At 69.9% G+C, this 25,197-nt stretch carries 23 protein-coding genes and 2 tRNA genes; 9 read left to right on the forward strand and 16 right to left on the reverse strand.

From position 1 onward, the window contains the following. Window positions 1-29: 29 nt before the first annotated feature. From CWT12_RS03945 to CWT12_RS03975, 7 genes are all read right to left on the reverse strand, one after another. The gene (locus CWT12_RS03945) at window positions 30-1,103 is read right to left on the reverse strand and encodes a phosphotransferase family protein (protein ID WP_161923791.1); all 1,074 of its coding nucleotides are present in this window, start codon (window positions 1,101-1,103) and stop codon (window positions 30-32) included. After that, window positions 1,100-2,305 (reverse strand): phosphotransferase family protein, encoded by a 1,206-nt coding sequence (locus CWT12_RS03950; protein ID WP_161923792.1) that lies wholly within the window; start codon window positions 2,303-2,305, stop codon window positions 1,100-1,102. Before CWT12_RS03950 ends, CWT12_RS03945 begins: the two co-directional genes overlap by 4 nt. Window positions 2,306-2,313: 8 nt before the next feature. Further along, complete coding sequence (locus CWT12_RS03955; protein ID WP_202616269.1) at window positions 2,314-4,194, reverse strand: ABC transporter ATP-binding protein; 1,881 nt, start codon at window positions 4,192-4,194, stop codon at window positions 2,314-2,316. After that, window positions 4,187-5,308 (reverse strand): glycosyltransferase family 4 protein, encoded by a 1,122-nt coding sequence (locus CWT12_RS03960; RefSeq protein WP_161923793.1) that lies wholly within the window; start codon window positions 5,306-5,308, stop codon window positions 4,187-4,189. Before CWT12_RS03960 ends, CWT12_RS03955 begins: the two co-directional genes overlap by 8 nt. Then, window positions 5,308-6,525 carry a glycosyltransferase gene (locus CWT12_RS03965; RefSeq protein ID WP_161923794.1) on the reverse strand — a complete coding sequence of 406 codons (1,218 nt, stop codon included), beginning with the start codon at window positions 6,523-6,525 and terminating at the stop codon, window positions 5,308-5,310. Before CWT12_RS03965 ends, CWT12_RS03960 begins: the two co-directional genes overlap by 1 nt. Next, window positions 6,522-7,904 carry a glycosyltransferase family protein gene (locus tag CWT12_RS03970; RefSeq protein WP_237564300.1) on the reverse strand — a complete coding sequence of 461 codons (1,383 nt, stop codon included), beginning with the start codon at window positions 7,902-7,904 and terminating at the stop codon, window positions 6,522-6,524. Before CWT12_RS03970 ends, CWT12_RS03965 begins: the two co-directional genes overlap by 4 nt. A 290-nt stretch (window positions 7,905-8,194) precedes the next feature. After that, entirely contained in the window at window positions 8,195-9,505 is a 1,311-nt protein-coding gene (locus CWT12_RS03975) for an anaerobic C4-dicarboxylate transporter family protein (RefSeq protein ID WP_161923795.1), read from the reverse strand. A gap of 364 nt (window positions 9,506-9,869) precedes the next feature. Here CWT12_RS03975 and nadD point away from each other — a divergent pair, with 364 nt between their 5' ends. From nadD to CWT12_RS04005, 6 genes are all read left to right on the forward strand, one after another. Beyond that, window positions 9,870-10,553 (forward strand): nicotinate-nucleotide adenylyltransferase, encoded by a 684-nt coding sequence (gene nadD, locus CWT12_RS03980; RefSeq protein WP_161923796.1) that lies wholly within the window; start codon window positions 9,870-9,872, stop codon window positions 10,551-10,553. Further along, window positions 10,546-12,102, forward strand: coding sequence for a hypothetical protein (locus CWT12_RS03985; RefSeq protein WP_161923797.1), 1,557 nt, complete (start codon window positions 10,546-10,548; stop codon window positions 12,100-12,102). Before nadD ends, CWT12_RS03985 begins: the two co-directional genes overlap by 8 nt. 57 nt (window positions 12,103-12,159) lie before the next feature. Beyond that, window positions 12,160-12,540, forward strand: a complete 381-nt coding sequence (gene rsfS, locus CWT12_RS03990) for a ribosome silencing factor (protein ID WP_161923798.1) — start codon at window positions 12,160-12,162, stop codon at window positions 12,538-12,540. A gap of 27 nt (window positions 12,541-12,567) precedes the next feature. Continuing rightward, on the forward strand, window positions 12,568-13,176 hold the full coding sequence (locus tag CWT12_RS03995) for a histidine phosphatase family protein (RefSeq protein ID WP_161923799.1): 609 nt from the start codon (window positions 12,568-12,570) through the stop codon (window positions 13,174-13,176). 134 nt (window positions 13,177-13,310) lie between these two features. Beyond that, window positions 13,311-13,383: transfer RNA gene (locus tag CWT12_RS04000), tRNA-Ala, on the forward strand. 37 nt (window positions 13,384-13,420) lie between these two features. Further along, window positions 13,421-13,493, forward strand: a tRNA-Ala gene (locus CWT12_RS04005). A gap of 437 nt (window positions 13,494-13,930) precedes the next feature. Here CWT12_RS04005 and CWT12_RS04010 read toward each other — a convergent pair. After that, complete coding sequence (locus tag CWT12_RS04010; protein WP_161923800.1) at window positions 13,931-14,794, reverse strand: undecaprenyl-diphosphate phosphatase; 864 nt, start codon at window positions 14,792-14,794, stop codon at window positions 13,931-13,933. Between the two features lie 220 nt (window positions 14,795-15,014). After that, on the reverse strand, window positions 15,015-15,848 hold the full coding sequence (hisN, locus tag CWT12_RS04015; protein ID WP_161923801.1) for a histidinol-phosphatase: 834 nt from the start codon (window positions 15,846-15,848) through the stop codon (window positions 15,015-15,017). Between the two features lie 89 nt (window positions 15,849-15,937). Between hisN and CWT12_RS04020 the strand changes: the two genes are divergently transcribed. Further along, window positions 15,938-16,120, forward strand: coding sequence for a hypothetical protein (locus tag CWT12_RS04020; protein WP_161923802.1), 183 nt, complete (start codon window positions 15,938-15,940; stop codon window positions 16,118-16,120). Window positions 16,121-16,451: 331 nt separating this feature from the next. Here CWT12_RS04020 and CWT12_RS04025 read toward each other — a convergent pair whose 3' ends face one another. From CWT12_RS04025 to CWT12_RS04050, 6 genes are all read right to left on the reverse strand, one after another. Next, a complete protein-coding gene (locus CWT12_RS04025) occupies window positions 16,452-16,841 on the reverse strand; it encodes a HepT-like ribonuclease domain-containing protein (protein WP_202616270.1) in 390 nt (129 codons plus the stop codon). Then, on the reverse strand, window positions 16,810-17,067 hold the full coding sequence (locus tag CWT12_RS04030) for a nucleotidyltransferase family protein (RefSeq protein ID WP_202616271.1): 258 nt from the start codon (window positions 17,065-17,067) through the stop codon (window positions 16,810-16,812). Before CWT12_RS04030 ends, CWT12_RS04025 begins: the two co-directional genes overlap by 32 nt. Window positions 17,068-17,147: 80 nt before the next feature. Further along, window positions 17,148-17,801 (reverse strand): DapH/DapD/GlmU-related protein, encoded by a 654-nt coding sequence (locus CWT12_RS04035; protein WP_161923803.1) that lies wholly within the window; start codon window positions 17,799-17,801, stop codon window positions 17,148-17,150. Between the two features lie 4 nt (window positions 17,802-17,805). Further along, the gene (locus CWT12_RS04040) at window positions 17,806-18,825 is read right to left on the reverse strand and encodes a zinc-binding dehydrogenase (protein WP_161925281.1); all 1,020 of its coding nucleotides are present in this window, start codon (window positions 18,823-18,825) and stop codon (window positions 17,806-17,808) included. A gap of 216 nt (window positions 18,826-19,041) precedes the next feature. Beyond that, window positions 19,042-19,800: an ABC transporter ATP-binding protein gene (locus CWT12_RS04045; RefSeq protein WP_237564365.1), complete on the reverse strand. Its 759-nt coding sequence runs from the start codon at window positions 19,798-19,800 to the stop codon at window positions 19,042-19,044. Window positions 19,801-19,892: 92 nt separating this feature from the next. Further along, a complete protein-coding gene (locus tag CWT12_RS04050; protein WP_161923805.1) occupies window positions 19,893-20,951 on the reverse strand; it encodes an ABC transporter substrate-binding protein in 1,059 nt (352 codons plus the stop codon). Window positions 20,952-21,020: 69 nt separating this feature from the next. Here CWT12_RS04050 and CWT12_RS04055 point away from each other — a divergent pair, with 69 nt between their 5' ends. Both CWT12_RS04055 and CWT12_RS04060 read left to right on the forward strand, forming a co-directional pair. Then, window positions 21,021-22,004: a FecCD family ABC transporter permease gene (locus CWT12_RS04055; protein WP_237564366.1), complete on the forward strand. Its 984-nt coding sequence runs from the start codon at window positions 21,021-21,023 to the stop codon at window positions 22,002-22,004. 122 nt (window positions 22,005-22,126) lie between these two features. Next, complete coding sequence (locus tag CWT12_RS04060; RefSeq protein WP_161925282.1) at window positions 22,127-23,155, forward strand: FecCD family ABC transporter permease; 1,029 nt, start codon at window positions 22,127-22,129, stop codon at window positions 23,153-23,155. On the opposite strand, the gene CWT12_RS04065 is transcribed toward CWT12_RS04060, so the two are convergent. Then, complete coding sequence (locus tag CWT12_RS04065; RefSeq protein ID WP_237564302.1) at window positions 23,106-25,178, reverse strand: ATP-binding cassette domain-containing protein; 2,073 nt, start codon at window positions 25,176-25,178, stop codon at window positions 23,106-23,108. The genes CWT12_RS04060 and CWT12_RS04065 overlap by 50 nt on opposite strands. Window positions 25,179-25,197: the final 19 nt, after the last annotated feature.

Consider the following 25,197-nt stretch of genomic DNA (forward strand, 5'->3'; position numbering starts at 1 on the left):
TGTGCTTTGCCCGAGGGTGGCGTCGGCATCTATTTTCCCGGGGTACGGGCCGCCCAGGCACCACCGGGTGAGGCCACTAGCCGCAGGGACTCCCGGGTCCAGGCAGGCAGCCAAGTCTCGGCGCCGGGGCGGAAGGCGTGCACGTGGATCAGCCGGAGCCGGGAGGCCAGGTAGTACGCGGACAATCGTGGGCGGCTGGCGAGCTGGCGGCCCAGATCCTCCAGGAGGCAGGTTACCCGACCGTGCGCCGTCGTGCTGAGCCGGTTCTGAGCAAGCATCAGGTCCACGTGTGCGGCCAGGTTGCCCACGTCAAGGGCGGGCTCGGCTAGGCAGGCGGTATCGAGGTCCAGCAGGGACAGGGTATTGCCGTCCCACAGCAGCTGGGCGTCGTGCAGGTCCCGGTGGGATGCGGCTAATGGGTCGCCCGGCTGCTCCAGCACGGCGCATACCCGGGTGATAGCGTCCCCGACCCGCTCCGAGGCCATGGTAGTTCCCGCCAGTATGCCCAGGTTCAGTGCTCGCCGCCGCCAGCTGCGCAGTACCTCGGCCTCGTCGGCCCCGGTGTGCTCCGGCAGCGCCTCGGGGCGGACGACGGCGGGCCACAGCTGCACCAGCCTCTCCCAGCCGGCCATTCCCGCGTCGCCCAGGTCGCGCAGGGAGCTTCCCGGCAGCAATTCCAGGTCCAGGCGGGAGGCGGAGCGGTCCAGTACCCGAGCGGTACGCAGGCCCGCACGCACGAAAGGCCGCGCCGCCTGCGGATCCGCCAGCCGCGCGGCCCGGCCGGGACGCACCAGCTTGCGCACCCGGTCCTGCCCGAGCACTACGGCCCGGCGGCCTGCGCGGTGGACGACCAGGCGCCCGTCACCGTGCGGGTACAGCAGCCGGGCAGACAGATCGGGTAGTGCCGGGTCCTGCGCGTAGGCCAGGGTGTCCACGCTCCCACCGGCGTCGATCCGCCCGGCCCGCAGGCGCCCATCGGAGTCCCTGGCCTCAAAGACCAGGCCGCGGTCCCGATCCGGCCAGGCCCGCTCCAGTCCGGGCAGGGCGCGCAGCGCTGCCACAGCCGGTGTGGGAGCGGCGCCTTGCGTGCCTGAAGTGCTCATGATGCCTCCTGGGAGCAGTCACGGTAGGAGCCCTGGTCAGCGGCGGACCCCTTACCTGCGTAATACGCTGCCGCCAGCGCCTCGATCCGGTCCGCCTCCAGCGCGATCCGGCGGCGCCAATGCGGATCACCGTGACGCAGCGGGTCCTGAATGCGCGCCAGCCGGGCGCGAGCGACGGCAGCCAGGAGCTCGGTCCGGGACGGCAGGCTACCGCCGGCGTCGGCGTATCCCTCCAGCAGCGCGTTGCCGGCCTCGGCGCAGGCCACGGCCAGGTAGGAGCCCAGGTCGAGCGCCGCGGGCGCCAGCCGGACACGGTCGAAGTCGGTCAGCCAGATCTCGCCGGTGCTGCGCTCCAGGAGCACCTGATCGGGGGAGGCGTCGCCGTGGGCGAGCACCTTCGGTCCCCGCAGCGTCCGGCCCGGCAGGAGCTCGCCGAGTCGGCGCACCCGGGCGGCCAGGGCCGGGTCGAGGTGATTGAGGATGCGCGTGTGCATCAGGGCCAGGGCCTGGGAGTCGGAGTCGTCGTCGTCAAGATCCCGGCGCAGTGCAGCGGGCAGGTCGGCAGTGGCGGCGTGCAGGGCTGCCAGGGCGGCCCCGGCGCGGGCTGTGGCAGCCGGATCGTGGTGGCGGCTCAGGTCCGTGTCGCCGACGAAGCGCTGGAGGCTGATGTGCCCGGATACGGCTCCGCCCGGATCGGGGGGTGCCGGCGGCACGGGGACGTATCGGCCGGCGAACTCCTGCAGCGCCTCGCTGCGGCGCTGCGAGCCGGCAGTCACCCGCACCACGCCGCGGGACGTGCGGGCAACCAGGCGGCGCAGCGGGTTGTAGCGCAACAGGTTGCCCTCCAGGCCTGCCAACAGATCCTCGCTGCGGGCCAAGGCTATGTGCTTGGCGAGGCTTGGATCGGCGGCAACCTCACCGGCCTGGAACAGCAGCCCGTCCCCGGTGTCGTACTGGGTGGTGCGCAGCCCCAGGCGCTCGGCTCGGCGAGCGGCCTTGCCGGCCTTGTCACGACTGGCAGGCCACAGCAGTCGGGCCCAGCCCGCACTGCGGTCACGGCCCGCCTGCAGCAGGGAGACGGTGACTGACACGCCGGGCTTGATACGCACCCGGGCGGCTCTTACTGGCGCTTGTACGAGCTCACTGAGGCGGTCCGGATCCAGCACCGCGTCCACGGCGTTGCGGGTGCTACTGATGTACATGGGTCCTCCTACTCGTGTCGCCGTGATGGCTTTCTCGTGCGATTACGGTTCGGGTCGGCCATGCGGCGCCCACCCGCGTCGGTACCCGGATCGTCGGTGGTCAGCAGCTCCTTCTGGGCGGCGCCGGCGGCAGCCCAGGCGCGGAAGGCCGCAGACTCGTCCAGGAGCTGCTGCGGCGGGCCGTCGAGACGGACCTGACCGTCCTCGATCCACACCACCCGGTCGGCGCGCATGGCGACTTCGGTCTCATGCGTGACCGCCAGCAGGGTGCGCCCGCGTGAGAGCCGGTCGACGGCGTCGAGCACTGCCGTGGAGGAGGCCGGATCCAGGCCGGTGGTGGCCTCGTCGAGGATGACCACCGGGGCGTCGCGCAGCAGGGCCCGCACAATGGCGACGCGCTGGCGCTGCCCGCCGGAAAGGGTGCCGCCGCGTTCGCCGACGACCGTGTCGTAGCCGTCGGGCAGGGAGGCGATGAACTCGTGCGCCCCAGCCGCCACGGCGGCGGCCTCGATCTCGGCATCGGTCGCCTCCGGCCGGCCCATGCGGATGTTCTCGCGGATGGTGTCGGCGAATAGCACCGCCTCCTGGTGCAGCACGGAGACCTGGGCACGCAGCTCGGTCAGGTCCAGGCTGGTCAGGTTGTGACCGTCCAGGCGCACCCTGCCGTCCGCCGGGTCGAGCGCCCGCACCACCAGCGAGGTCAGGGTGGACTTGCCCGAGCCCGAGGGGCCGATGATGGCCACGTGCTCGCCGGCTCCGATCTGCAGATTTACCCCGTGCAGGATCTCGTTGCCGTCATACTCCGTGACCACGTCCTCGAATGCCAGGGAGCCGCGCACATGCCCGAGCGGCACCGGATCGACGGGGGAGACGATGTCTGGGTGCACGTCCATGAGGTTGGCGACCCGCTCTCCGGAGGCCGCGGCCCGGGCGATGCGGCCGGTGTACTTGGCCATATCGCGCAACGGCTTCATGGTGGTGCGCAGATAGGTGTTGAACAGGACCAGGTCACCTGGGGTCATGGCCCCGGCTAGGACTCGCAGTCCGCCGCCCACCAGTACTACCGCCGAGGCCAGGCCCACGATCACATCGGTGGTGCGCTCCAGGCGAGCAGCCAGCCGCAGGGAGCGCACACCAGCGTGTAGTGAATTCTGGTTGGCGTTGACGAAGCGGTCCTCGACGATCGGCTCCAACCCGTAGGCCTGCACCACCTTGATGGTGCTCAGCGCCTCCTGGGCGGTGTTAGCCAGCTGCCCCTCGGACTTGCGGGTGCGGCGGGCCGCAGAGGTGATCTTCTTGGAGCTGCCGGAGGAGGTCAGGAAGAACAGGCTGATCGCGGCTACCACCACCAGTGACAGCAGTGGGTCCAGCCAGACCATCACGCCGAGCATGACCGTCAGGGTGAGCACATTGGCGGCCAGAGGCAGCCCTGCTGTTACCGCCACGTCCTGCATGCGGGCCACGTCGGACACGAGCCGCTGGACCGTGTCGGCGGAGCGGTTACGGGAGTGGAACTGCTGGGAGAGCGTCTGCACGTGGTGGAAGACGCGGCGTCGTAGCGCAATTGCGGTGCGGGACCCGGCCAGTGCGAAGGACACAGTGGCCAGGTAGTTGCACAGCGCCCGCATGGCGACGATCGCAATGAGCGCTGCCCCCAGCCCGAGCAGGCGTGCCAGGTTGGCGGGCGCGTAACCGGTTGCGGCTCCCAGCGAGGACAGCACCGAGTCGATCACGATCTTCATGGGCCAGGGCTCGGCCACGCGGAAGGCCACCTCGGCCAGCAGTGCGATGGTGCCGCCCGCCACCAGTTTCGCCTGCGGCCGCAGGTCCGGAGCCACCAGTCGCAGGGTGCGGCTCAGCGCGGAGCGGGTAATCTGCGGCTCAGGCATGCTGCGCCTCCGTCAGGGTCAGTATCTGAGCGACGACGGCGTCCCAGCTATGGTGCTTCTCCGCGCGACGTCGGCCCAGCTCCCCGCGCCGCGCGCGCAACTGCGGGGCAACGGCGAGTGCGTCCAGGGCAGCGGCCAGGGCCGCAGGGTTCGATGGCGGCACCAGCATCCCGATGCCGTCCAGCAGCCGGGGCAGCTGGCCTACGGCGGAGGCGACCACTGGCAGTCCGGCCGCCAGGTACTCCAGCACCTTGAGCGGGGAGAAGTACTGCTCATCCTCTCCACCCAGGTCCGGGTAGGGGGCGACGCCGACGGCGCTGCCGGCCAGTGCGGCAGGAATCTCCTGGGGAGCGAGCGCCCCCCGGAAGTCAACGTCGAGGCCGAGTTCCTCCGCCTGGGCGTGCAGCGCGTCGCGCTCCGGCCCGTCACCGATGATGCGCAGGGTCCAGCTCTCCTTGGCCAGGGATGCTGCGCGCAGCAGGTCTGCTACGCCGTGCCACGGCTTGAGCGTTCCCACGAAGGCGACGACGACGCCGTCGGGGTCCTCGGGGAAGGGGCGGATACGGTCGGGGTTGACCCCGTTGGGGATGGTCACCGCCCGCGGGGCGTCGACGTGGCCGTGTACCCAGCGGCGTACCGGCTCGGAGACGCATACGGTGGTGCGGGCGGCGCGCACCTGGGCGCGCAGGGCGGTGACCGCACCCTCCTCGTTCACCAGCTCACGGTGCTGACGCTGCTCGTCGATAAGCGGGGAGTTGACCTCCAGCACGCCGGGGATGCCGGCCGCGGCCAGCTGCGCCAGGGCGCTGGAGAACAGGGAGTAGCGCTCGTAGACCAGGTCGGCGCCGTCGGTGAGCGCCTGCTGTGCCAGTAGGCGGGAGGCCTCCGCCTGGGCGTCTTCGCGCGCGGCTGCATCGTCGGCGTTTACCCGGGTGATGTGCACGGGAAGGTCGGTCAGGTCCGCCGGCACCAGGTTGCCGCGGCGCACCGCGTACACGGTGACTACGTGGCCGGCGCGCCGCAGGGCCCGCACGACTTCCTGAATATGGACGGACGCGCCCTTGGCGCCGAATACGGGCACGCCGGGGTCGGCGCAGATGTAGGCGATACGCATCAGTGAACCTCCTCAAGCTCGGGGTTTGACTGCCAGGCGGAAAGGACTGCTGCCTGGCTGCGGGAGTCGAAGTCCCGCTCGATCAGGGCGCGGGCGTTGCGGGCCAGCGGTGCTGGGTCGACAGTGCCCTCCGCCAGTTCCCGCAGGGCGCGTGCGAGGGCCTGCGGGTTGCTGTGCGGCAGCAGGATCCCGGTGTCGCCGTCGCGGATGACCTCCGGCAGCCCGGTGACCTCGGTGGCGATTACGGGTGTGCCGCAGGCCATGGACTCCAGCACCACCGTGGGCAGGCCGTCGATATTGCCGTCCTCAGCAGGCTTGCTGGGCGCGGCAAACACCTGGGCGCGGCCCAGCAGGGCGCGCACCTCCGCCTGGGTGAGCGGACCCAGCAGATTGACGCGGTCTTCCAGTCCTAGGGCGGTGATCTGCCCGGCCAGGCGGTCGTGCTCCTCGCCCTCGCCGGCAATGTCCACCACGACCGGTACGCCGGCCTTGGTCAGGATGCCGACGGCGTCGATGAGGTCATCGAAGCCCTTCTTGGCCACCAGCCGCCCCACCGCCGCGACGTGCAGCGGGCCGTCAGCGGGTGCCGGGGGACGGAAGGGGAAGCGGTCGAGCTCCAGGGCGTTGTACCGCAGCTCGATGCGTGCTCCGGTGCCGGCGAGCAGCGAGTGCAGGTAGCGCTCGTTGTAACGGCTGATGGCGATGACCCGGTCAGCATCGGCGCAGATTCGCCGCAGCCACAGCTGGTCGACCGACTCGTGGAAGATGTCCTTGGCGTGGGTGGTCACCGTGTAGGGGATACCGCTCAGCCGGGAGGCGATCCAGACCACGCGGCCCGCTAGGGAGGCGAAGTGCGCGTGCAGGTGGGTGATGCCGGCGTCGCGGGCGCTGCGGGCCAGTGCCGCACCCTGGGCAACCTCGTCTCCGGGCAGGTCGGCCACTGCGGGGAGGATCTCCGCCAGGCGGGTGCGCATGTCCGGCTCGTTGACCGAGCCGGCCAGCTGCTCCCACATGTCAATGGCACGGCGCGGGCGCGGAACCCAGTTCACCTGTGCCCTGACGCGGGCGATCTCGGGGTGAAAGCGGGAGTCGGTGGTGGGGCGCAGCGCGAAGATCGTCAGGTCGTCGCCCAGCGCCTCCCGGGCGAGCATCTCAGTGACCACGAAGGTTTCTGAGAAACGGGGGTAGACCTTGAGTACGTAACCGATGCGGGTCATGACGCTATCTCCTGAAAAGAGCTTGGGGAGGTGAGTTGAGTACGTAGCAGCGCGGCGGCGCGGCGAGCGGCGACGGACAGCCCGTCGGTGTCGAGGTGGGTGCGGGGCATCCGCCGAGTAACGGCCCCTGCGGCCCAGACGCTGAGCTTCTTTGGGCTGAGCTCGTTGGTGCGCATGACGTCGACGGCCTTGACCTGCTCAAGGGCGCGAGCGCGGATCAGCTGCTCAAGCCGTGGCTGCTCACGGGGAACGATGAGCGCGGGAGTGCCGGTGGCCAGGATCTCGCAGGAGGTGTTGTAGCCACCCATCGCCACTACCGCGGAGGCGCGCTCAATCCACCGGCTCAGCCCGGGTAGTGAACGGTGCACCTCGGTGGCGGGACCGGCGGCGGTGTGCACGGCGTCGAAGCCGGCCTCGTCCAACTGGGGTCCGGTGACCAGCACGTGGCGGTAGCCGGGCGGCGGGGTCATGCGGGCGGCACTGCGCAGCAGCTCGAAGCCGTCTGAGCCGCCGCCGACGGTGGTCAGGATGAACGGGTCCGATGGCACCCTGCGGCCGTGGTCGAGCTGGCTGCGGCCGTTGGCCAGGTAGCCGGTGAACACGGCACGATCACGCAGGGACATGGGGATCTCACCGGTTGCGATGGGATCGTGCACGGCGGGATCGCCATAAACCCACACCTCGTCGATCAGCTCGCGCAGGTTGGCGGGAGTGTCCAGGTTGCGCCACTCGGCGGCGGCGACCTCTGGCGCGTCGAGTACTTCGCGCAGGCCGAGCACGATTCGGGTGCGCGGGGACGTGGCGCGCAGGTGCTTCAGGGGAGCGCGCAGCTCCTTTCGGACACCGTAGATGTGGCGGTCTACGATCACCAGGTGCGGGGCGAAGCGTTGCAGGGCGGAGGCCACTAGCCCCGAGCGCAGCGTCGCTAGCGAGTCGGGCGTGCCCCGCAAGCCGCGCGGCCGGTAGCCGCCGGAGCTCTTCGTGAATCCCGGCAGAACCAGCCAGTCGAAGCCGGCGGGCAGGGAGAAACCGGGGGCCGGCGACACTCCGGCCACTAAGAGGCCGGTGACGGAGGCTCCGGTGAGGGCGGGCAGGTCTGCGGCGAGCCTGTGCGCCAGCGCCAGATTGCGGCGCAGGTGCCCCAGCCCCTGGGCGTCGTGGCTGTAGAGCACCACCCGGATGCTTGGCGGGCTGGGACGCAGGGTCAGGGCGTGTGAGGATGTCGCGGCGTTAGCCGGTGGAACGGGCACGGGGCCGTGTACGCCGGCCGGTAGCACTGAGGGGTACGGCGCAGTCTGCCTCGCGTGCGGCGTCAGGGCGTGTACTGCGCGCGGCAGGTGGGGCTTCAGCGCTTGTGTCAGGGGAGATTCACTAGTCATGGGAGTCTTCTTTCCAATCGCCTGGCGGCTTCGGTTAATAGACTCCTGCGGGCTCAGAAGGTGACGATGAGATGACTATGAGAGTTCTCTAAGACGGCGTACCGGCCCGTCACCGGGGCCTGCGAAACGCCTGGGCCGGCAGCCTTTGCCCGGCCCGGACGCATGTAGGAGGGCGCCCGAGGTGATGCTCGGGCGCCCTCCTGGGCCTGCTGCACTCCGGATCGTCAGCCTGGACTCCGGACTTTGGCCGGGTCAGCCGACGGGACCTAAGGCGCCGGCGCGTTCGCCGGTCAGACGATGAACGGGGCGGCTAGGAAGCCCAGTGCCACGCACACGATGATGGCGGCGGTGCCCGGAAGCACGAAGGGGTGGTTGAGAACCATCTTGCCCACTCGTGTGGATCCGGTGTCGTCCATCTCCATGGCGGCAACCGTCGTCGGGTAGTTGGGGAGCAGGTAGTAGTTCGCCACGGCTGGGTAGGAGGCAACCAGCGCAGTCCCCGGAAGGCCCAGGGCGACCATCAGAGGCATGAACGCCCGGGTGGTGGCGGCGTGCGAGAACATCAGCGGCGCGGCGAAGTAGAAGAACACCGCAACCAGCCACGGCGCGGCCTGGAACGGGCCGGACAGGGCGTTGGAGATGGTCTCCTCGTACTGGTTGACAAAGGCATTGCCAAGCCAGGCAAGACCCAGGATGCACACGGCGGCTGTCATACCGGCACGGAAGGTGTCCTGGGTGGCGATCTGGGTGGTCGGCTTCTTAGCCGCAGCGCAAATGACCGCGGCGGTAGCCAGCATGATGGTCATGATCGCCGGGGTGGAGCCCATCGGCGGGTCGGACATGATGCCCAGCTCGGGGGAGGAGATGGTGGCGTAGGTAACCACCGCAATGAGGGCGCCCAGGAAGATGAACAGGCTGGGGACTGCACTGGGAGCCGCCTGGTAGTTGGCTGCCGCGGCAGCCGAGGGCTTGACCAGGCCCTTGGCCTTGCGCTCGATGTAGACCGGGTCGTCCTCAAGCTCGCTGCCCTGGAAGTAGGCGACGACGGCGCCGACCATGCAACCGATGAAAGTAGTGGGGATGACGATGGCCAGGCACTGCAGGTAGCCGATGTTGATCGGCTCCAGCGCGACGACCAGGGCCACCATGGCAGCTGAGATCGGGGAGGCTGCCACACCGACCTGGGAGGAGACTACGGCGATTGACAGTGGGCGCGACGGGCGGATGCCGTGTCCCTTGGCCACGTCCACGATGACGGGGATGACTGAGTAGGCGGTGTGTCCGGTGCCGCACAGCAGCGACATCAGGTAGGTGACGATTGGCGCGAGGAACACGATCTGCTTGGGGTGTTTGCGCAACAGCACCTCGGTCAGGTGCACCAGGTGGTCCATGGCGCCCGCCAGCTGCAGGGCGGCAACTGTGCAGATCACTGACATGATGATGCCGATCACCTCCCAGGGGGCGTCATCTGCGGAGGTGTGCACGCCGGTCAGGACCAGTACGAGGATGCCGGCTCCGCCGGCGAGGCCGATACCTACGCCGCCCATGCGTGCGCCAATGACTATGAACAACAGGACGACGGCCAGATGGAACCAGATCATCGTCGGTCTCCTTTCGGGATGAGGCTGTGTGGTTCTAATGCTGTCCTCATGCGCTTCCGGCCGGTGACCGCAACGGGAAACACCGTTCTTGCCGCTGATCTGGTCAGGGACTTGTGTGGGGCGTGGCTGGGAGGATGACGACAACCTGCTGTGATCGTAGCCATATTTGGGTGTGGGCGCGCGCATTTCGTGTCGGTGATGTCATGACTAATAGGCCGTATCGGACATCTCAACATTGGCGTGCAGCGTGTGAGAGTCGGTATCGGTGCCCGCGGCGTGGCAGTATGTATGCGCCCGTGCGCAATCGGCGTGCGGAGTGGACCGGAGGAGCGCGCGTGGCGACAGACAACGTGAAGGGGCGCCTGTGAGCGACAGCAGCGCGCGTCCCCTGCGCATCGGGATCATGGGGGGCACCTTCGATCCCATCCACCACGGACACCTCGTTGCCGCCTCCGAGGTGCAGGACGTCTTCAACCTTGACGAAGTCATCTTCGTGCCCACGTGGGCGCAGCCCTTCAAGAAGGACAGAAGGGTCTCCCCAGCGGAGCACCGTTACCTCATGACGGTCATCGCAACCGCATCCAACCCGCGCTTCACGGTCTCGCGAGTGGATATCGACCGGGGCGGTACCACCTACACAATTGACACGCTCCACGACATCATGGCGGAGTATCCCGGCGCGGAGCTGTACTTCATTACCGGCGCCGACGCCCTGGCGCAGATCCTGACCTGGAAGGACAATGAGGAGATCATGTCCTTGGCTCACATGGTCGGAGTGACGCGTCCGGGTCACGTCCTGACGGATACGGGTCTTCCGGCCGACAAGATCTCACTGGTGGAGGTTCCCGCGATGGCTATCTCGTCCACTGCTTGCCGCAAGCGGGTCGGACGGGGCGGCCCGGTGTGGTACCTGGTACCCGACGGCGTGGTCCAGTACATACGCAAGTACGGTTTGTACCGGACGGTCGAGAGGTCTGCATCAACCACGTCCATGACCGCCCATGTGGCGCGTGAGCAGTCCCTGAGGAAGGAGAACGAAGGTGAGTGAGAACACCGACGTCAACCAGACTGAGCCCGGCGCGTCGGCTGCCCCCGCGCGTCGCAGTCGTCGCGCTATGCGCGAGGCGGAGCGGGCCGCCGAGCGCGAGGCCTTCCTGACCGGGCAGCAGCCATTGCTTACTCGGCGGGAAATGAGGCGCCTGCGCGAGGAGGCGGAGGCCCTGCAGCGTGCGCTTGAGTCCGGCGAGATCACTCCTGAGCAGGCGCGCGCACTCCAGGATCCGCTCGCTGACCAGCCGGTTATTCCACTGCCCTCGCACGAGTCCTCCGGGTCCCGCGCCGCCTCGGCAACACCTGCCACTGACGGCGCTGCGGACCGCACGCCGACGCCGGCCACTGCACAGACACCGGCAGACCCGGGTGCGGCTGCCGAGGACCGGGCCGAAGCTGGTGCGGAGGGCCGGTCGGAGGGTCAGGCCGCGGCAGCGCAGACCACGCCCACTGACACCTCTGGTGACGATGCTGCCGACGCGGTGGCCTCACCCGCGCAGCAAGCTGAAACTGCCGCACAGCCGGGACGCGCGCCGTCCGCACAGACACCGGCCCTGGTGCCCACGGCTGAGCAGTCCGCACCGCCCGAGTCGGCGGAGTCGGCGGAGGATGGTGCTGCCGACGTGGCTGCGGCTGCAGGCGCGGCCAGCGCCCCTTCCCCGCAGGCGGCGGACGCCAACCTGACTGAGGCGCAGAAGGAGGAGCTGGCCTCGTTGCCCACCGGCGTCATGGAGGCCGTTGACGCGCCGATTCTGTCTGAGTCTGAGGCCGCGCAGCCTATTGCGCTGCCGACCCGGCGCTCACTGCGTAATCGACTGGCTGCAGAAAACGCCCCTACGGATGGGGAGCGGCCACATGACGCTGCTGCTGACGAGCACGAGCCAGGTGCGGGCGAGGACGGAGCTGCAGGCGCCGGCGAGGCGCCGTCCCAGTCAAGTGACGAGCAGGCGCAGCACGAGGGCGTGGACTCGGTTCCAGCAGCGGAGGAGAACCCCGCTGCCGTGCCGGCGCGGCGTCCGATTGTGCGCATTCCGTCCGCTGCGCAAGGGGTGCGTACGGTTGACACCAACACGGGTGAACTGACCGTGGTTCAGCCGGTCATTCAGCCTGATGCAGCTTTGCAGGTCACTGGCCACTCCAGTGCGGACGCGGCGGCAGACTCGGAACACGAGTCGGCCAACTCGGCAGATGCAGCTCAGGCAGAAGCACCGGAAGAAGCTGAGCCCCAACCCGACCCCACCGAGGTATACGGCGGTATTGACAATCCCCAGTGGCGCTCCCTGGACGTGGCAGACGCCGCGGTGCCGGAGGCCGCGTCGTCTGCGGCTACGGCGGCAGGGACGGAGGCTGAAGCGGTGCCCGAGGCCGCTGCCGACTCGAAGGTGGCAGCGGACGGCGGGTCTCGGGTGGGGCATACGCTGCTTATCATCCTGCTGGCCGTAGTGATCGCGCTGGTTGTCCTTGCCATCGTGTGGTACCTGCGCAGTAATGGCGTCATCGGCACCCTGTCGCAGGCGCTCAGCGCCTGGATGCCACTGCTTACCTGATCACCCCTTGCCACTAGAGTTATCGCAAAGCCATGCACCAGCTGCAGAAGGAGCCCCGTGCCCGCTACTGAACACGCCGTTGAACTGGCCGTGGCTGCCGCCCGTGCCGCCGCCGAGAAGAAGGCGCAGGATGCCGTCGCGATCGATGTCTCTGAGCGCCTGGCCTTCACGGACATCTTCCTCATCGTTTCCGCCGGGAACGAGCGGCAAGTGCGCGCCGTGGTCGACGCCGTCGAGGAGGCGATGCTCAAGGCCGGCGCCAAGGCCCGGGTTCGGGAGGGTCTCGAAGAGGCCAATTGGGTGCTGCTGGACTATGCCGACGTGGTTGTGCACGTGCTGCAGGATGAGGACCGCGAGTACTACGGGATTGAACGTCTTTGGAAGGACTGTCCGCTCGTGCCCCTGCCTGCCGCCGAGCCGACTTCCGCCCAGGGCTGAGATCAGCCTGCTTGGGATGCTTAGAACATGACACGGCTGGTTCTGTGGCGGCACGGGCAGACCGACTACAACGCCGGTATGCGGGTGCAGGGCCGCATTGACATTCCCCTCAATGCCGCTGGCCTTGAACAAGCACGCGCCGCCGCGCCCGGGCTTGCCGCGCTGGACCCAGTACGTGTCGTCTCTTCTCCGCTGACCCGCGCCCGGCAGACGGCGCAGGAGCTGGCGGAGCTGACCGGCAGGCAGATCGAATTCGACGAGGGTTTACTCGAACGCTCTTTCGGTCGTTGGGAGGGGCTCTCACGCTCGGAGATGGAGGCCAGCTGGCCCGAGGAGTTTGCCGCCTGGCGCGTGGGTGAGGACCCCATTGGAGTGGGCGTGGAGACCAGGGCGGCAACCTCGGCGCGTGTCGGCGCCGCCCTACGGCGCATTGTCCGGGACACGGAGGCTAGCGCGGAGCAAACCATCGTGGTTGTCTCCCACGGCTCGGCGATCACCCTTGGCGTTAGCCACCTGCTGGAGCTGGACTGTGAGGCGTGGTTCGGCTTGAGAAGCATGGACAACTGTCGCCATGCGGTGGTGGCTCCGGGGGAGCGGAAGCCAGGCTGGATGCTAGCCGAGTGGAACGTGCGGTGAGCGGCGGGGTGCGGAGTCGGTGCGCAGCCGCCGCGGGCACACGGGTGAGGCACGGCACGTGTTTTTGATTTGCTCGGAACGGTCCTGACTTCGTAGAGTTTGGGCGTTGCCCACGCGAGGGGCGACGCCCGCGAGGGGCTATGGCGCAGTTGGTAGCGCGCTTCCATGGCATGGAAGAGGTCGGGGGTTCGAATCCCCCTAGCTCCACGATCCTCGCCGCACCGCGGCGGGCAGGTCAGTATGAGGGGCTATGGCGCAGTTGGTAGCGCGCTTCCATGGCATGGAAGAGGTCGGGGGTTCGAATCCCCCTAGCTCCACGCAGACTCACGAGTCAGGGCCCCGCCGGTGGTGGGGCTTTTCTTGTACCTGGCCACGGACGGTGGTGGTGCGAGGGTTCGGCCAGGACCGGTACTGGGTGGCGTGGTCGTTCAGGGGTGTTGGCCAGCCGGTGGCCTGGTCAGCAGCGGAGATGCCCTTCGGCCTGCGGGAGTGGCGTAGTAGGGCCTTGCCGGGGTGGTCTTGGGGTGTAGCAGTGTCAGGTTCCGCATGGTGGCGCGGTGTGCGTGGATCAGGCACCGCTGGCGGGGGGTGCTAGAACACCGGTCGTGTAGTGCTTTGGGGGTGTCGCCGACCCTGTTGGTGGTTGGTTGGTGGCTGCCAGGTCGCGCGGGGGACGGGAACGCGGCGGCGTCGGGCTCCGCCGCCGTACTCCACCCCGATTATGCGGAGCGCCCCTGCGTATTACCCGGCCCCGTCAAGCCGCGATAGTGCCCGTGCTCACCAGCACGATGATCAACAGGCCGAGGAGCACGCGGTAGATGAGGAAGCCGGTGAATTTGTTGGAGGAGACGAAGCGCAACAGCCAGGCGATGGTCGCGTAGGCCACCAGCCCGGACACAACCGTGGCGATCGCCGTGGCCCCCCAGCCGACGGTCGCCGAGATTTCCCCGGCGGCGGTGACCGCTTCCAGGGCGCCGGCAGCCAGCAGCGCCGGAATGCCCATGAAGAAGGACAGCCGCGTGGCCGTTACTCGGTCAAAGCGCAGGAACAGACCCGCGGAGATCGTCGCCCCCGAGCGGGAGATCCCGGGCAGCACCGGTGAGAGCGCCTGGAAGGTGCCGATGATCAGGGCGTCCTTGATAGTTACCTCACGCATGCCCTTACCTGCGGAGCTGTGGGCGGCACCGGCCGGGCCGTCGCTGCGCCGGTCCGCCAGCCACATGACGCCGGACCACAGGATCAGCGCTCCGGCGATCACCCACAGGGACCGGGAGGTCACCTCAATGAAGTCCTTCAGCAGTAGCCCCACCACGGCCACGGGGATCGAGCCGAGGATGATGCCCCAACCGAGCGTGTAGTCGGGATCGTTGCGCGCCTCGGTACTGGCGAGGCCCTTGAACCAGGCGGTCACGATGCGCACGATGTCGCCCCAGAAGTAGATGACGGCCGCCAGGATCGCGCCGACCTGGATGACCGCGGTGAATGCGGTCATGCCGACGTCGTTGATGTTGTGGCCGAGGAGCTTCTCGACGATATTGAGGTGCCCGGTGGAGGACACGGGCAGGAACTCGGTGATGCCCTCGACGATGCCGAGGATGACGGCGTGCAGCCAGTTCATGAGGCTCCCAGGGATCGGGTGCAGTAAGTTCCCTGAGAGGCTACCGGGCGGAGGCCGCCTCGTGCGCGCCCGGGGATGTGGAACCGGCCTCAGCGGCGTCTGTCCGCCGGAGGCAACCGCGTCCAGCTTCCCGGGACCGATGACGGTGCTCGATGACGGCACTCGCTGACGGTGCTCCGGCACGCTCCAGACCGCGGCCCGCCCGGCGTCGCCGCCCGGGTCAGTCTGTCTCAGCCGACAGGCGTTCCAGCACCGCCTCATGCAGCAGGGTGTTGGTGGCAACGGCGCTGCCGCCCCAGGGCCCCGGCTCACCTGCCAGGGAGGTGAAGCGGCCGCCGGCCTCGGTGACGATCGGCACCAGGGCACCCATGTCGTACAGCTCCAGCTCCGGCTCGGCGGCAAGATCCACCGCCCCCTCCGCAAGGAGCATGTAGGACCAGAAATCCCCGTAGGCGCGGGTGCGCCAGCAGGCCTGCATCAGCGACAGCATGCCGCGCAGCCGCCGATGCTCGGCCCAGCCGGACAGCGAGGAGTAGGACAGGGAGGCGTCCTCCAGACTAGCCACGCTGGACACGTGCAACTGGCGGGCCGAGGCCAGGGAACGGCCGGTCCAGGCGCCGCCGCCCCGCACCGCCCACCAGCGCCGCCCCAGTGCGGGCGCGGAGACCAGGCCGACGACCACCTCGCCGTCCTCGACCAGGCTGATGAGCGTGGCCCACACGGGCACGCCTCGCACGAAGTTCTTGGTGCCGTCGATCGGGTCGATCACCCACTGGCGGGGGGAGTGGCCGGTGGTGCCGAACTCCTCTCCGAGCACGGAGTCGCGAGTGCGGGCGCGGGCCAGGTAGTCGCGGATCAGCCGCTCGGTCTCACGGTCGGCCTCCGTGACGGGGGTCAGGTCGGGCTTGGTCTCCACCTCGAAGTCCTGGGCGTCGAAGCGTGCCTGAGTGAGCGGGTCCACCTGGTCGGCGATGGTGTGCGCCAGGTGCAGGTCGTCGCGCCAACGGCGCTCCGCTGCAGGGGACGTGGGAGAGGAACCGGCATTACTGCTCATGGAACGAGGGTAGACGGCGGCGGCCCGGATCCCGCGGCGGCCGGGCCGAGCCGCACCCGATTCGGGCGCGCATGTCCGGGGCGGGGCATGTGCGCGGGGCTCCGGTGCTCGTCTCGCGGATGCCCGCCATGCTCTACCTGCACCGCACCCTGGCCACCTGGTGGTGGTGCCATGAGCGCGGCCTGATCGTCTTCAGCTTCGTCATTTCCGACTCGGCCGGCACCCAGATGACTGCCGCACGCTTACGCTGTCGGGCCAGACCCCGAACCTGAGGTTTTCGTTGTAATTACGCGGGACCGATAAAACCGGCGGAAATCGTCGAAGCAGCTCCTGCGTGCGCCGAGCACCTCGGCGCACGCAGGAGCTTTCCCGCTGTCCCGGAGTCGGCGAATCAAACCGCAGAATCATGCGGAACGCTGAAGTTTGCCCGATGGTTAAGCGTGCGCGGAGGCGTAGGCCGTCATCGTGTAGTCCGGTCAGGCTCGTCGCACGTTGTCTCGCTGATGGGTCCGATGTGTTGAGGCCGAGCTGCGGGCAGCGTTAGGTGTGAGCGTGGCCCCGTTCGGCTCTGACCCGGCCCTGGGGCGGTTGAGGCCCGCGTGCTCACCAAGATCTACTGCGCCGGCGCTCCGGCCAGGGTGGCCAGCACGCTAGAGAGTACCGGCCCCGGCCCGCCCCCTGGAGCTCGCGCTCCGCGGTCGTGACGAGCACGTCAATGTCGATCGACCAGTATCCGTGGATGATCCGGTTGCGCAGGCCGATCGGTCGATGCCAGACAATCTCTGGATGGGCGTTGCGAAACTCCCGGGAGACTTTGTTTGCCGCTTCGCCGAGTACGGTGTAGTTCCACATCAGCGCGTCGGTCCGCAGCGGATCCGCGGCGATCCCCTCGGTGCTCAAGTTTCCGATGACTTGGTGTATCCGTGACACGGCGTCCCGCATCTCATGAAGGAAGAGATTGTCAGGCCGCGGCATAGAGAGTTTCTGCGTCATTGAGGACCTGTTCTCGGATTAACGGGTGCAGGGAGCGGCGGGAGACCAGGTCCACCGGCCGTCCGAAGAGGGCGGCGAGTTCATCGGACAGGTCTTCGATCTCCCAACCGAGGCTCCGGCCGGGCTGAAGCTGGTAAAGCAGGTCGATGTCGCTGGAAGAACTGGCCTGGCCGCGCGCAACCGACCCGAAAACATCCAGGGTCGCGATGCCGAAGCGCTGACACAACTCGCCAAGACGCTTCAGATCACCGTCGGAAAACTCAACGATTGTAATGCATCCAGTCTACGAAGTACTCCATCAAACTGTCATTGCGCATCCGACACCGTTTTCACCTCGCGCAGCACCCGGGCGGGCACGCCGCCCACTACAACGCCCGCGGGCACATCCCGGGTTACCACCGCTCCGGCGGCCACGATCGCACCGGCCCCGATGCTCACGCCGGGGCAGACGACGGCGCCCGCCCCGATCCACACGTCGTCGCCGATGCTGATGGGGGCCGGCAGCAGCGTGCCGCGCTCGGCGACCGGCTCGGCGTGATTGAGGGTCGCCAGCACCACGCGGTGGCCGATCAGCACACGGTCTCCGATGGTGATGCCGCCCTGATCTTGGAAGCAGCAGCCGGCGTTGATGAAGACGTTGCGTCCGATATGAATGTTGCGGCCGAAATCCGTGTGGAAGGGCGGCACCAGGCCCAGTGTCCGGTTCACCGGCGTACCGGTCAGGCGCGCGAAGAGCTCCTGAACCTCGGCAGGGGAGTGGTAGGGCCCGTTGAGTTCGGCCGTCACCCGCAGAGCCTCCTGCGTCGCCCGTCCGGCGACCGTGGCGAGCGGCGAGCCACTGGGGATCGGCAGTCCTGCGGCCGTGTGGGCCACAAGGTCCTGCGGGCCGAGGGCGGCGCCGTCGCCCGGCGCGTGTTCCGGCGACGCCGCCGCCCCCTGCGGTTGACCCGTGGATGCCATCCGCTCAGACCTCGAGCAGGACCTTGATCTCGCGGCGCTCGTCCATGGCCTTGTAGCCCTCGGCGGCGTCGTCCAGCGGGATGCGGGTGGTGAAGACCTTGCCGGGGTGGATCTCGTCGGCCTGGATGCGCTTGATCAGGTCGGGCAGGAAGCGGCGCACGGGTGCGGGCCCGCCGTGCAGGTGCACCTGGGAGAAGAACAGGCCCAGGCCCTCGATCTGCTGATCGTGGCTCACGCCGACGAAGCCGACGTAGCCGCCGGGCCGGCAGGAGGCGATGGCCTGGTCCATGGAGACCTGGTTACCGACGGCCTCCACCACGCCGTGGGCGCCGTAGCCGTCGGTCAGCTCCTTGACTTTGGCGGCGCCCTCCTCGCCGCGCTCCGCGATGACGACGTCGGCGCCGAACTCGCGGGCCAGGGCGGCGCGGTCCTCGTGCCGGGAGAAGACGATGACCTTCTCGGCACCGAGCGTCTTGGCGGCCAGCACCGCGGAAAGGCCCACGGCGCCGTCACCGACGACGGCGATGGTCTTGCCGGGCCCGGCCTCGGCGGCTACCGCGCCGAACCAGCCGGTGCCCAGCACGTCGGAGGCGGCCAGGTAGTCGGCCAGGCGGTCGGGGTCGTCGGGCTCGCCGCCGGGCACGGCCACCAGCGAGCCGTCGGCCAGTTCCACACGCATGTACTGCGCCTGGGAGCCGGTGTAGTGGCCCGCGTTGGCGCAGCGGGACGGGTAGCCGGCCTGGCAGATCTCGCAGGTGCCGTCCGACAGCATGAAGGAGCCGATCACGAAGTCGCCGACCTTAAGGGTCTTCACCTCGTCACCGGCCTCCACGATGGTGCCCACGTACTCGTGTCCCATGGGGCGGTTCTCCACGGGCTCCAGGCCGCGGTAGGGCCACAGGTCGGAGCCGCAGATGCAGGCGGCGGCCAGCTTGATGACGACGTCGGTCGGCTTGACCACGCGGGGCACCTCCACGTCCTCGACGACGACGTCGCCGGGGCCGCGCATGATCACGGCGCGCATGGTCTCGGGCAGGGCAGTGGCAGTCACGAAAACTCCTCGATTCGGGATGATGCGGGGCGAACAGCCCACGCCGGTTGTCCGTTGCAGCCCAGACTAAAACCGAGGGCTCCAAGACGCCAGGTATTGGCAGGGCCGGGCAACACGCCATGCCGACTTGCCGGCTGTTTTCGTGCGCGGAGCGGCCCGGCGCCCTCAAGGACGGCGCGCTGCCCGCCGTCAGCGCGGCAGCGGCAGCACCAGGGGAGTGCCGGTGACCGGATCCGGGCTCACGTGCACCGCCAGGCCGAACACATCCTCAACCAGCTGCGGTGTGATCACCTCCCGCGGGGCCCCATTGGCCAGGATGCGGCCCGCACGCATGGCAATGATCCGATCGGCGTAACGGCACGCCTGATTCAGATCGTGCAGCACCGCCACGATCGTGGTGCCCAGCTCGGTGTTCAGTTCCCGGCACAGCTCCAACACGTCCACCTGGTGGGCCAGGTCCAGGTAGGTGGTGGGCTCGTCCAGCAGCAGCACGTCGGTGCGCTGGGCCAGCGCCATGGCGATCCACACCCGCTGTCGCTGTCCGCCCGACAGGGAGGCGACCCGCCTGCGGGCCAGAGTGGTCACATGCGTGCGCTCCATCGCCGCCGTCACCGCCTCGTCGTCCTGCCCCGACCACTGGTGCAGTAGGGACTGGTAGGGGTAGCGGCCGCGGGCGACCAGCTCATGCACGGTGATCCCCGTCGGCGCGATCGAGGACTGCGCCAGCATGCCCACTCTCCGGGCGAAGGACTTGGGGCGGATGTCCGTGGCGTCCTTCCCGTCGAGCAGCACCTGCCCGGAGTCGGGGGCCAGCACCCGGCTGAGTGCGCGCAGCAGCGTGGACTTCCCGCAGGCGTTCGGCCCCACAATCATGGTTACCGCGCCCGGCTCGACGCGCACACTCAGGTCGGATATGACCGGGTGCTCGGGGTGGTAGGACAGGCACAGGCCCCGGGCCCGGAGCTCGCCCCGGCGCGGGGCGGGCTCAGCGGCGGCGAACCCGGTGGTCGCGGCGGGAGCTCCGCCGCTCGCGGTCGGAGTCACTTCACCGTGGTGCTGACGGAGTCCAGGACGAAGCGGGCCGCCGTCGGGCCGGCGTTGAGGAAGAAGGGTTCTTCCTCCACCTGCACGACCTGGTCGGCCTGCACCGCCGAAAGCGTCGGCCACAGCGACATGCCCGTCAGCTCGGCGGGGTCCCCGCCCTGCACGCCGAACAGGATCCAGTCGGCGTCGGCCTGGTCGAGCTGCTCCTCGGAGATGTCGACGGAGGTGTCGTCGGTGAAGGTCTGGGTATCCGGGCGGGCCACGCCCATGTCGGCCAGCACCGAGCCGGCGAAGGAGACGGCGCCGAAGATGCGGGTGCGGTCGCCGTTCTTGCGCAGCAGAGACACGGTCACGTCGTCGGTGATGTCCTGGCCGGCGGAGGCGGCGTCGGCATGGAAGGCGTCCAACCAGGCCTGTGCCGTCTCCGGCTTACCCAGGGCGTCGGCCAGCAGCAGGAAGTCCTGCTTCCAGTACTGGCCGGTGCCCTGCGTGGCCACGGTCGGGGCGATCTCGGTCAGGGAGCCGTACAGGGACTCGGCGTCCTTGCCGGCGATGTTCATCAGGACCAGGTCGGGGGACAGGTCCGCGATCGCCTCCACGCTCGGCTCGGTGCGCGAGCCGACGTCGGTGACTGCCTCCAGGGCGTCGACGTGGTCGGGGAAGGCGGCGGGCAGGTAGTCGGGGACGGTGCCGGCCCCGTCGCCGGAGGTGGCGCCTACCGGCACGATCCCCAGCGTCAGGGCTGCGTCCAGCTGGCCGGTGGAGATGATCACCACGCGCTCGGGGGCGGCGTCAATGGTGGTCTCGCCCAGGAAGTGGGTGACGGTGCGGGGAAAGACGTCGTCGCCCTGACTGGAGCCCATGCCCTGGGGAATGGTGGTGGGGACGGCGGCGTCGGCCGCGGAGGAGGAGGCCGTATCCGTGGCCCCGGCCGCGGCGGAGGCAGATCCGGTGGCGGTGGAGGTAGTGGCGCCGGAGCAGGCGGTGATGACGGGGATGGCGACGGCGGCGCCGAGCGCGCCCAGGGCGGTGCGGCGCGAAAGCAGAGAACTCATATGCTGAGGCTATCCTAAGGTGTGCTTCTTTTTTCAAGCCGTGTCCGCTCCGCGGCGCCTCGGGCCGTCCTGGAACTCGGCCTGGTGCTGGCCGGTGCCGGAACGCTCGTTGCCCTGTGCCTGCTCAGCCTCGTCGTCGGCTCCCGGCCGCTGGGGGTGGCCGAGGCGTGGGACGGGCTGCGCGCCCACGACGACACAGTCGCCTCCCTGATCGTCTGGCGCCTGCGCCTGCCCCGCACCGCCCTCGCCGTCGCCACCGGCGCCGCCCTGGCCGTCGCCGGGGTAGTGATGCAGGCCCTGACCCGCAACCCGCTGGCCGAGCCCGGCATCCTCGGGGTGAACGCCGGCGCCTCCCTAGCAGTGGTGCTGTCCGTCTGGCTGGGCGGCATCACCACCGTCTCCGGCTACCTCTGGTTCGCCTTCGCCGGCGCGGCACTCGCAGCCGGGCTGGTTCAGCTCATGGCCCACCGCAGCCGTGAGGCCGGCCCGACCCGCCTGGTGCTGGCCGGAATCGCCCTGGGCGCCAGCCTGAACGCCATCACCGGCACCATCACCATGTATGACACCAGCGCCTTCGACTCCTACCGCTTCTGGGTGGTGGGTGCCCTCGAGGGCCGCGACGCCGCCCTGCTGGCCTGGGTGGCCCCATTCCTGGCGGTGGGGCTCGCCCTTGCCCTGGCCTCCGGGCACACTCTCAACATCCTGGCGCTGGGCGAGGAGCAGGCCACTGCGCTCGGCGCCAGGCCGGGGCGGGCCCGACTGCTCGCCCTGACCGCGATCACCCTGCTGTGCGGGGCGGCGACGGCGGCGGTCGGCCCCATCTCCTTCATCGGGCTGGTGGTGCCCCATGCGCTACGGCTGATTCTGGGCGCCGACCAGCGTCGCCTGCTGGCCGCCTCTCTGCTTGCCGGGCCGATCCTGCTGCTGACCGCGGACATCGTGGGGCGCGTCCTGATCCGGCCCGACGAGCTGGAGGCGGGGGTGGTCACCGCCTTCATCGGCGGACCCGTGCTGCTGGCCATGGTGCTGCGACGCGGTGAGGTGACCCGGTGAGTGCGGCCCCGCGTTGGGCGGATCGCTCCGAATCCCCGGATGGGGCGGCCGCGCCGCCCGACGGCGTCGCCGCCAAGCGCTCCAAATCCCCGTACGCAGCCGGGCCGCCGGCCGACCGCCTCCTGCTGCGCCCGGGTGCGGGCAGCCTGCTGGTGCGCCGCCGCGCCCTGGCTGTGGCGGCGGTGCTGGTGGCGGTGGCCGCAGCGGCCGGCGTCTACACGCTGCTCACCGGCGCCTACACCCTGTCCGCTGCCGACGCGCTGCGCGTCCTGGCCGGCGGCGGCAGCGACCTGGACCGGTTCATCGTGCTGGGCCAGCGGCTGCCCCGCGTCATCGCGGCCGTCCTGATCGGTGCCATGCTGGCCATCTCCGGCGCCGTCTTCCAAAGCCTGTCGCGCAATCCGCTGGGCAGCCCCGACATCGTCGGCTTCACCACCGGCGCCACCACCGGCGGCCTGCTCGTCATCCTGGTCTCCGCCGCCTCCTCCACTGCGACCATCGCCCTGGGCACCACCGCCGGCGGCTTCGCCACCGCTGCCGTCGTAGTCGCGGTGGCCATGCGCCGTGGGGGCGCCGGCGAGAACCTGGTGCTCGCCGGCGTCGCCCTGTCCCAGACGCTCTCCGCGCTCAACGACTACCTGCTCTCGCGCGCCACCATCCAGGAGGCCGAGGTCGCCCGCGCCTGGCAGTACGGCTCCCTGAACGCCATCACCTGGACACAGGTGCGGCCCCTGGCAGCGGCGGCCGCCGTGCTAATCCCATTGGCGGCCTGGGTAGGGCGGCCCGCCGCCGTCATGGAGCTGGGTGACGACGCCGCCGCCTCCCTCGGGATCGGCGTGGGGCGGGTGCGCGCCGCCATAGTCGGCTACGGGGTCGTGCTCGCGGCCCTATGCGTTTCCGTGGCCGGGCCCATCGGATTCCTGGCGCTGGCCGCGCCCCAGCTGGCGCAGCGGTTGGCCCGGACGGCGGGGCTGACACTGTCCGTCTCCGCCGCCATGGGTGCCGCGCTGCTTGTGGTCGCCGATCTGCTGGCGCAGCGACTGCTGGCCCCCTTCCAGATTCCGGTAGGGCTGCTGGCGGCCGCATGCGGCGGGCTCTACCTCATGTGGCTGCTGGGGCTGCGGGCACCAGGCGGACCTGGGCGGCCTTGATCACGGCCGTCACCTGGCGGCCCGGGCGCAGTCCCAGCTCCGCGACCGCCGCCGCCGTAAGCAGGCCGCGCAGGAGCTGCCCGTCGCCCAGTTCCAGCACCACCGCCATCAACCCGCCGTTGCCGCTCACCTCGCGCACCGTGGCGCGCAGGGTGTTGCGGGGGCTGCCCGCCGTCGCCCGGCTGATTTCGGGGCCGTCTGCGGGGCTGGGGTAGACCGCGACCGCCTCGGGCGGCAGCAGTGCCGCCGCCGACCGGTCGAGGTGGAAGCCCGCACGGTCTGCAGCCTCTTCCAAGGGGGCGGCCACCACCTCGGTACCGTCGCCCAGGCGAAGGACCGGCTGATCCGGGGTGCCGGTGAGTGTGCCGCGCAGCAGCGTCGTCCCGGTCAGCCGGGCGGTGAAGGCGGTCGCCGGGGCCGCCAGCACCCGGGCGGCGGGGCCGGACTCGACCACCCGCCCGCGGTCCAGGACGGCTACGTCGTCGGCCAGGGCGGCCACCTCCACCACGTCATGCGTGACCAGCAGGACCGTCAGCGCGGACTGGGCAGCGCGGCGGGCCACCAGACAGCGCAGTTCCTGACGGGCGGCGACGTCGATCGCGGCGGTCGGTTCATCCAGCACTAGCACCGCCGGTCGGGTGGCCAGGGCACGGGCCAGGGCTACCCGGGCCGCCTGCCCGCCGGACAGCTCATCCCCGCGTCGCGCCGCCAAGTGCGTGGCACCGACCGCGGCCAGCTCCGCCGCCGCCAGGTCCCGGGCGGCAGCGCGAGAGGCGCCCTGGCACCGTGGGCCGAAGGCGACGTTGTCCAGCACCGACAGGTGGGGAAACAGGCCCGGTGCCTGGGCCAACAGGGCTACCCCGCGCCGCCCGGCGGGCACGAACCCGTCCGGGCCGTCCACCACCCGCTCACCCAGGCGGACCTCCCCGCCGGTGGCGTCCAGCAGGCCAGCGAGCACCTCGCATACGGTCGACTTGCCCGAGCCGTTGGGGCCGATCAGGGCCAGGGTGCGGCCCGCCGGGATATACAGGTCCACGGCGACCTGGCGGGCGGCGGAGGTGAAGTGCACGTGCACGGCCCTCCCGCGCGGGGAGGCAGCCGCGGCGGATGCGCTCGGAGCCGACGCCCGGGGCGAGTCGCTGCCAGTAGCGTTGCCTGCCCGGGGGGCGGCGGGGGTGCCGTCTGGGAGGTGGGCGGCTGTGCTGGTGGGGCCGGCACCTTGGGGGTGGGACGGCGTCGTGCCTGGCGGACCTTGCAGACGCTGACGAAGGCGCCGGCCAAGCACATCCCAGCGCACGCCGGTGGCGCCCACCACCAGGAACGATGCGGCGATCAGCACCACCGCCAGCGCCAGGGCGGTCGGGGCGTCGGACTCCCGCTCCAGGTAGATCGCCAGCGGCACGGTCCGGGTGACGCCCTCACGCGAGCCGGCGAAGGCGATGGTGGCGCCGAACTCGCCCAGGCTGCGCCCCAGTGCCAATGCGGTGCCGCGCGCTAGGGCCGGGGCGGCCAGCGGCAGGGTGATGCGGGTGAGCACCGTCGTCGGGCCGGCTCCGAGCGTGCGGGCGATCGTCTCGGGGCGGGTGTCGCGCGAGCGCAGGGCCGCCTCCAACGTGACCACCAGGTAGGGCATGGAGACGAACACCTGGGCGATCACCACGGCGGTCGTGGTGAAGGAGACCTGTATGCCGAGCCCGCCCAGGAGCGGGCCGAGTAGGCCCCGCTTGCCCAGCGTGGCCAGCAGGGCCGTGCCGGCCACCACCGGCGGCATGGACATGGGCAGCACCGCCAGCACCCGGGCCACACGCACGCCGGGCCACTCGTGGGCGAGCACGACCGCCAGCGGCACCCCCAGGAGTACCGAGACGAGTGTGGCCAGGACACAGGTGCGCAGCGACAGGCCCAGCGCCAGGCGGGCGGACTGCGAGCCGAGCAGGGTGGGCAACTGGGCCCAGTCCACCCGGGTTCCCAGGCCGACAAGGGGCAGCAGGGTGGCGCAGGCACCGATTAATGCCAGGAGCACAACGGTCGTCGGCAGGCGG

The sequence above is a fragment of the Actinomyces sp. 432 genome, assembly GCF_009930875.1.
Lineage (GTDB): Bacteria > Actinomycetota > Actinomycetes > Actinomycetales > Actinomycetaceae > Actinomyces.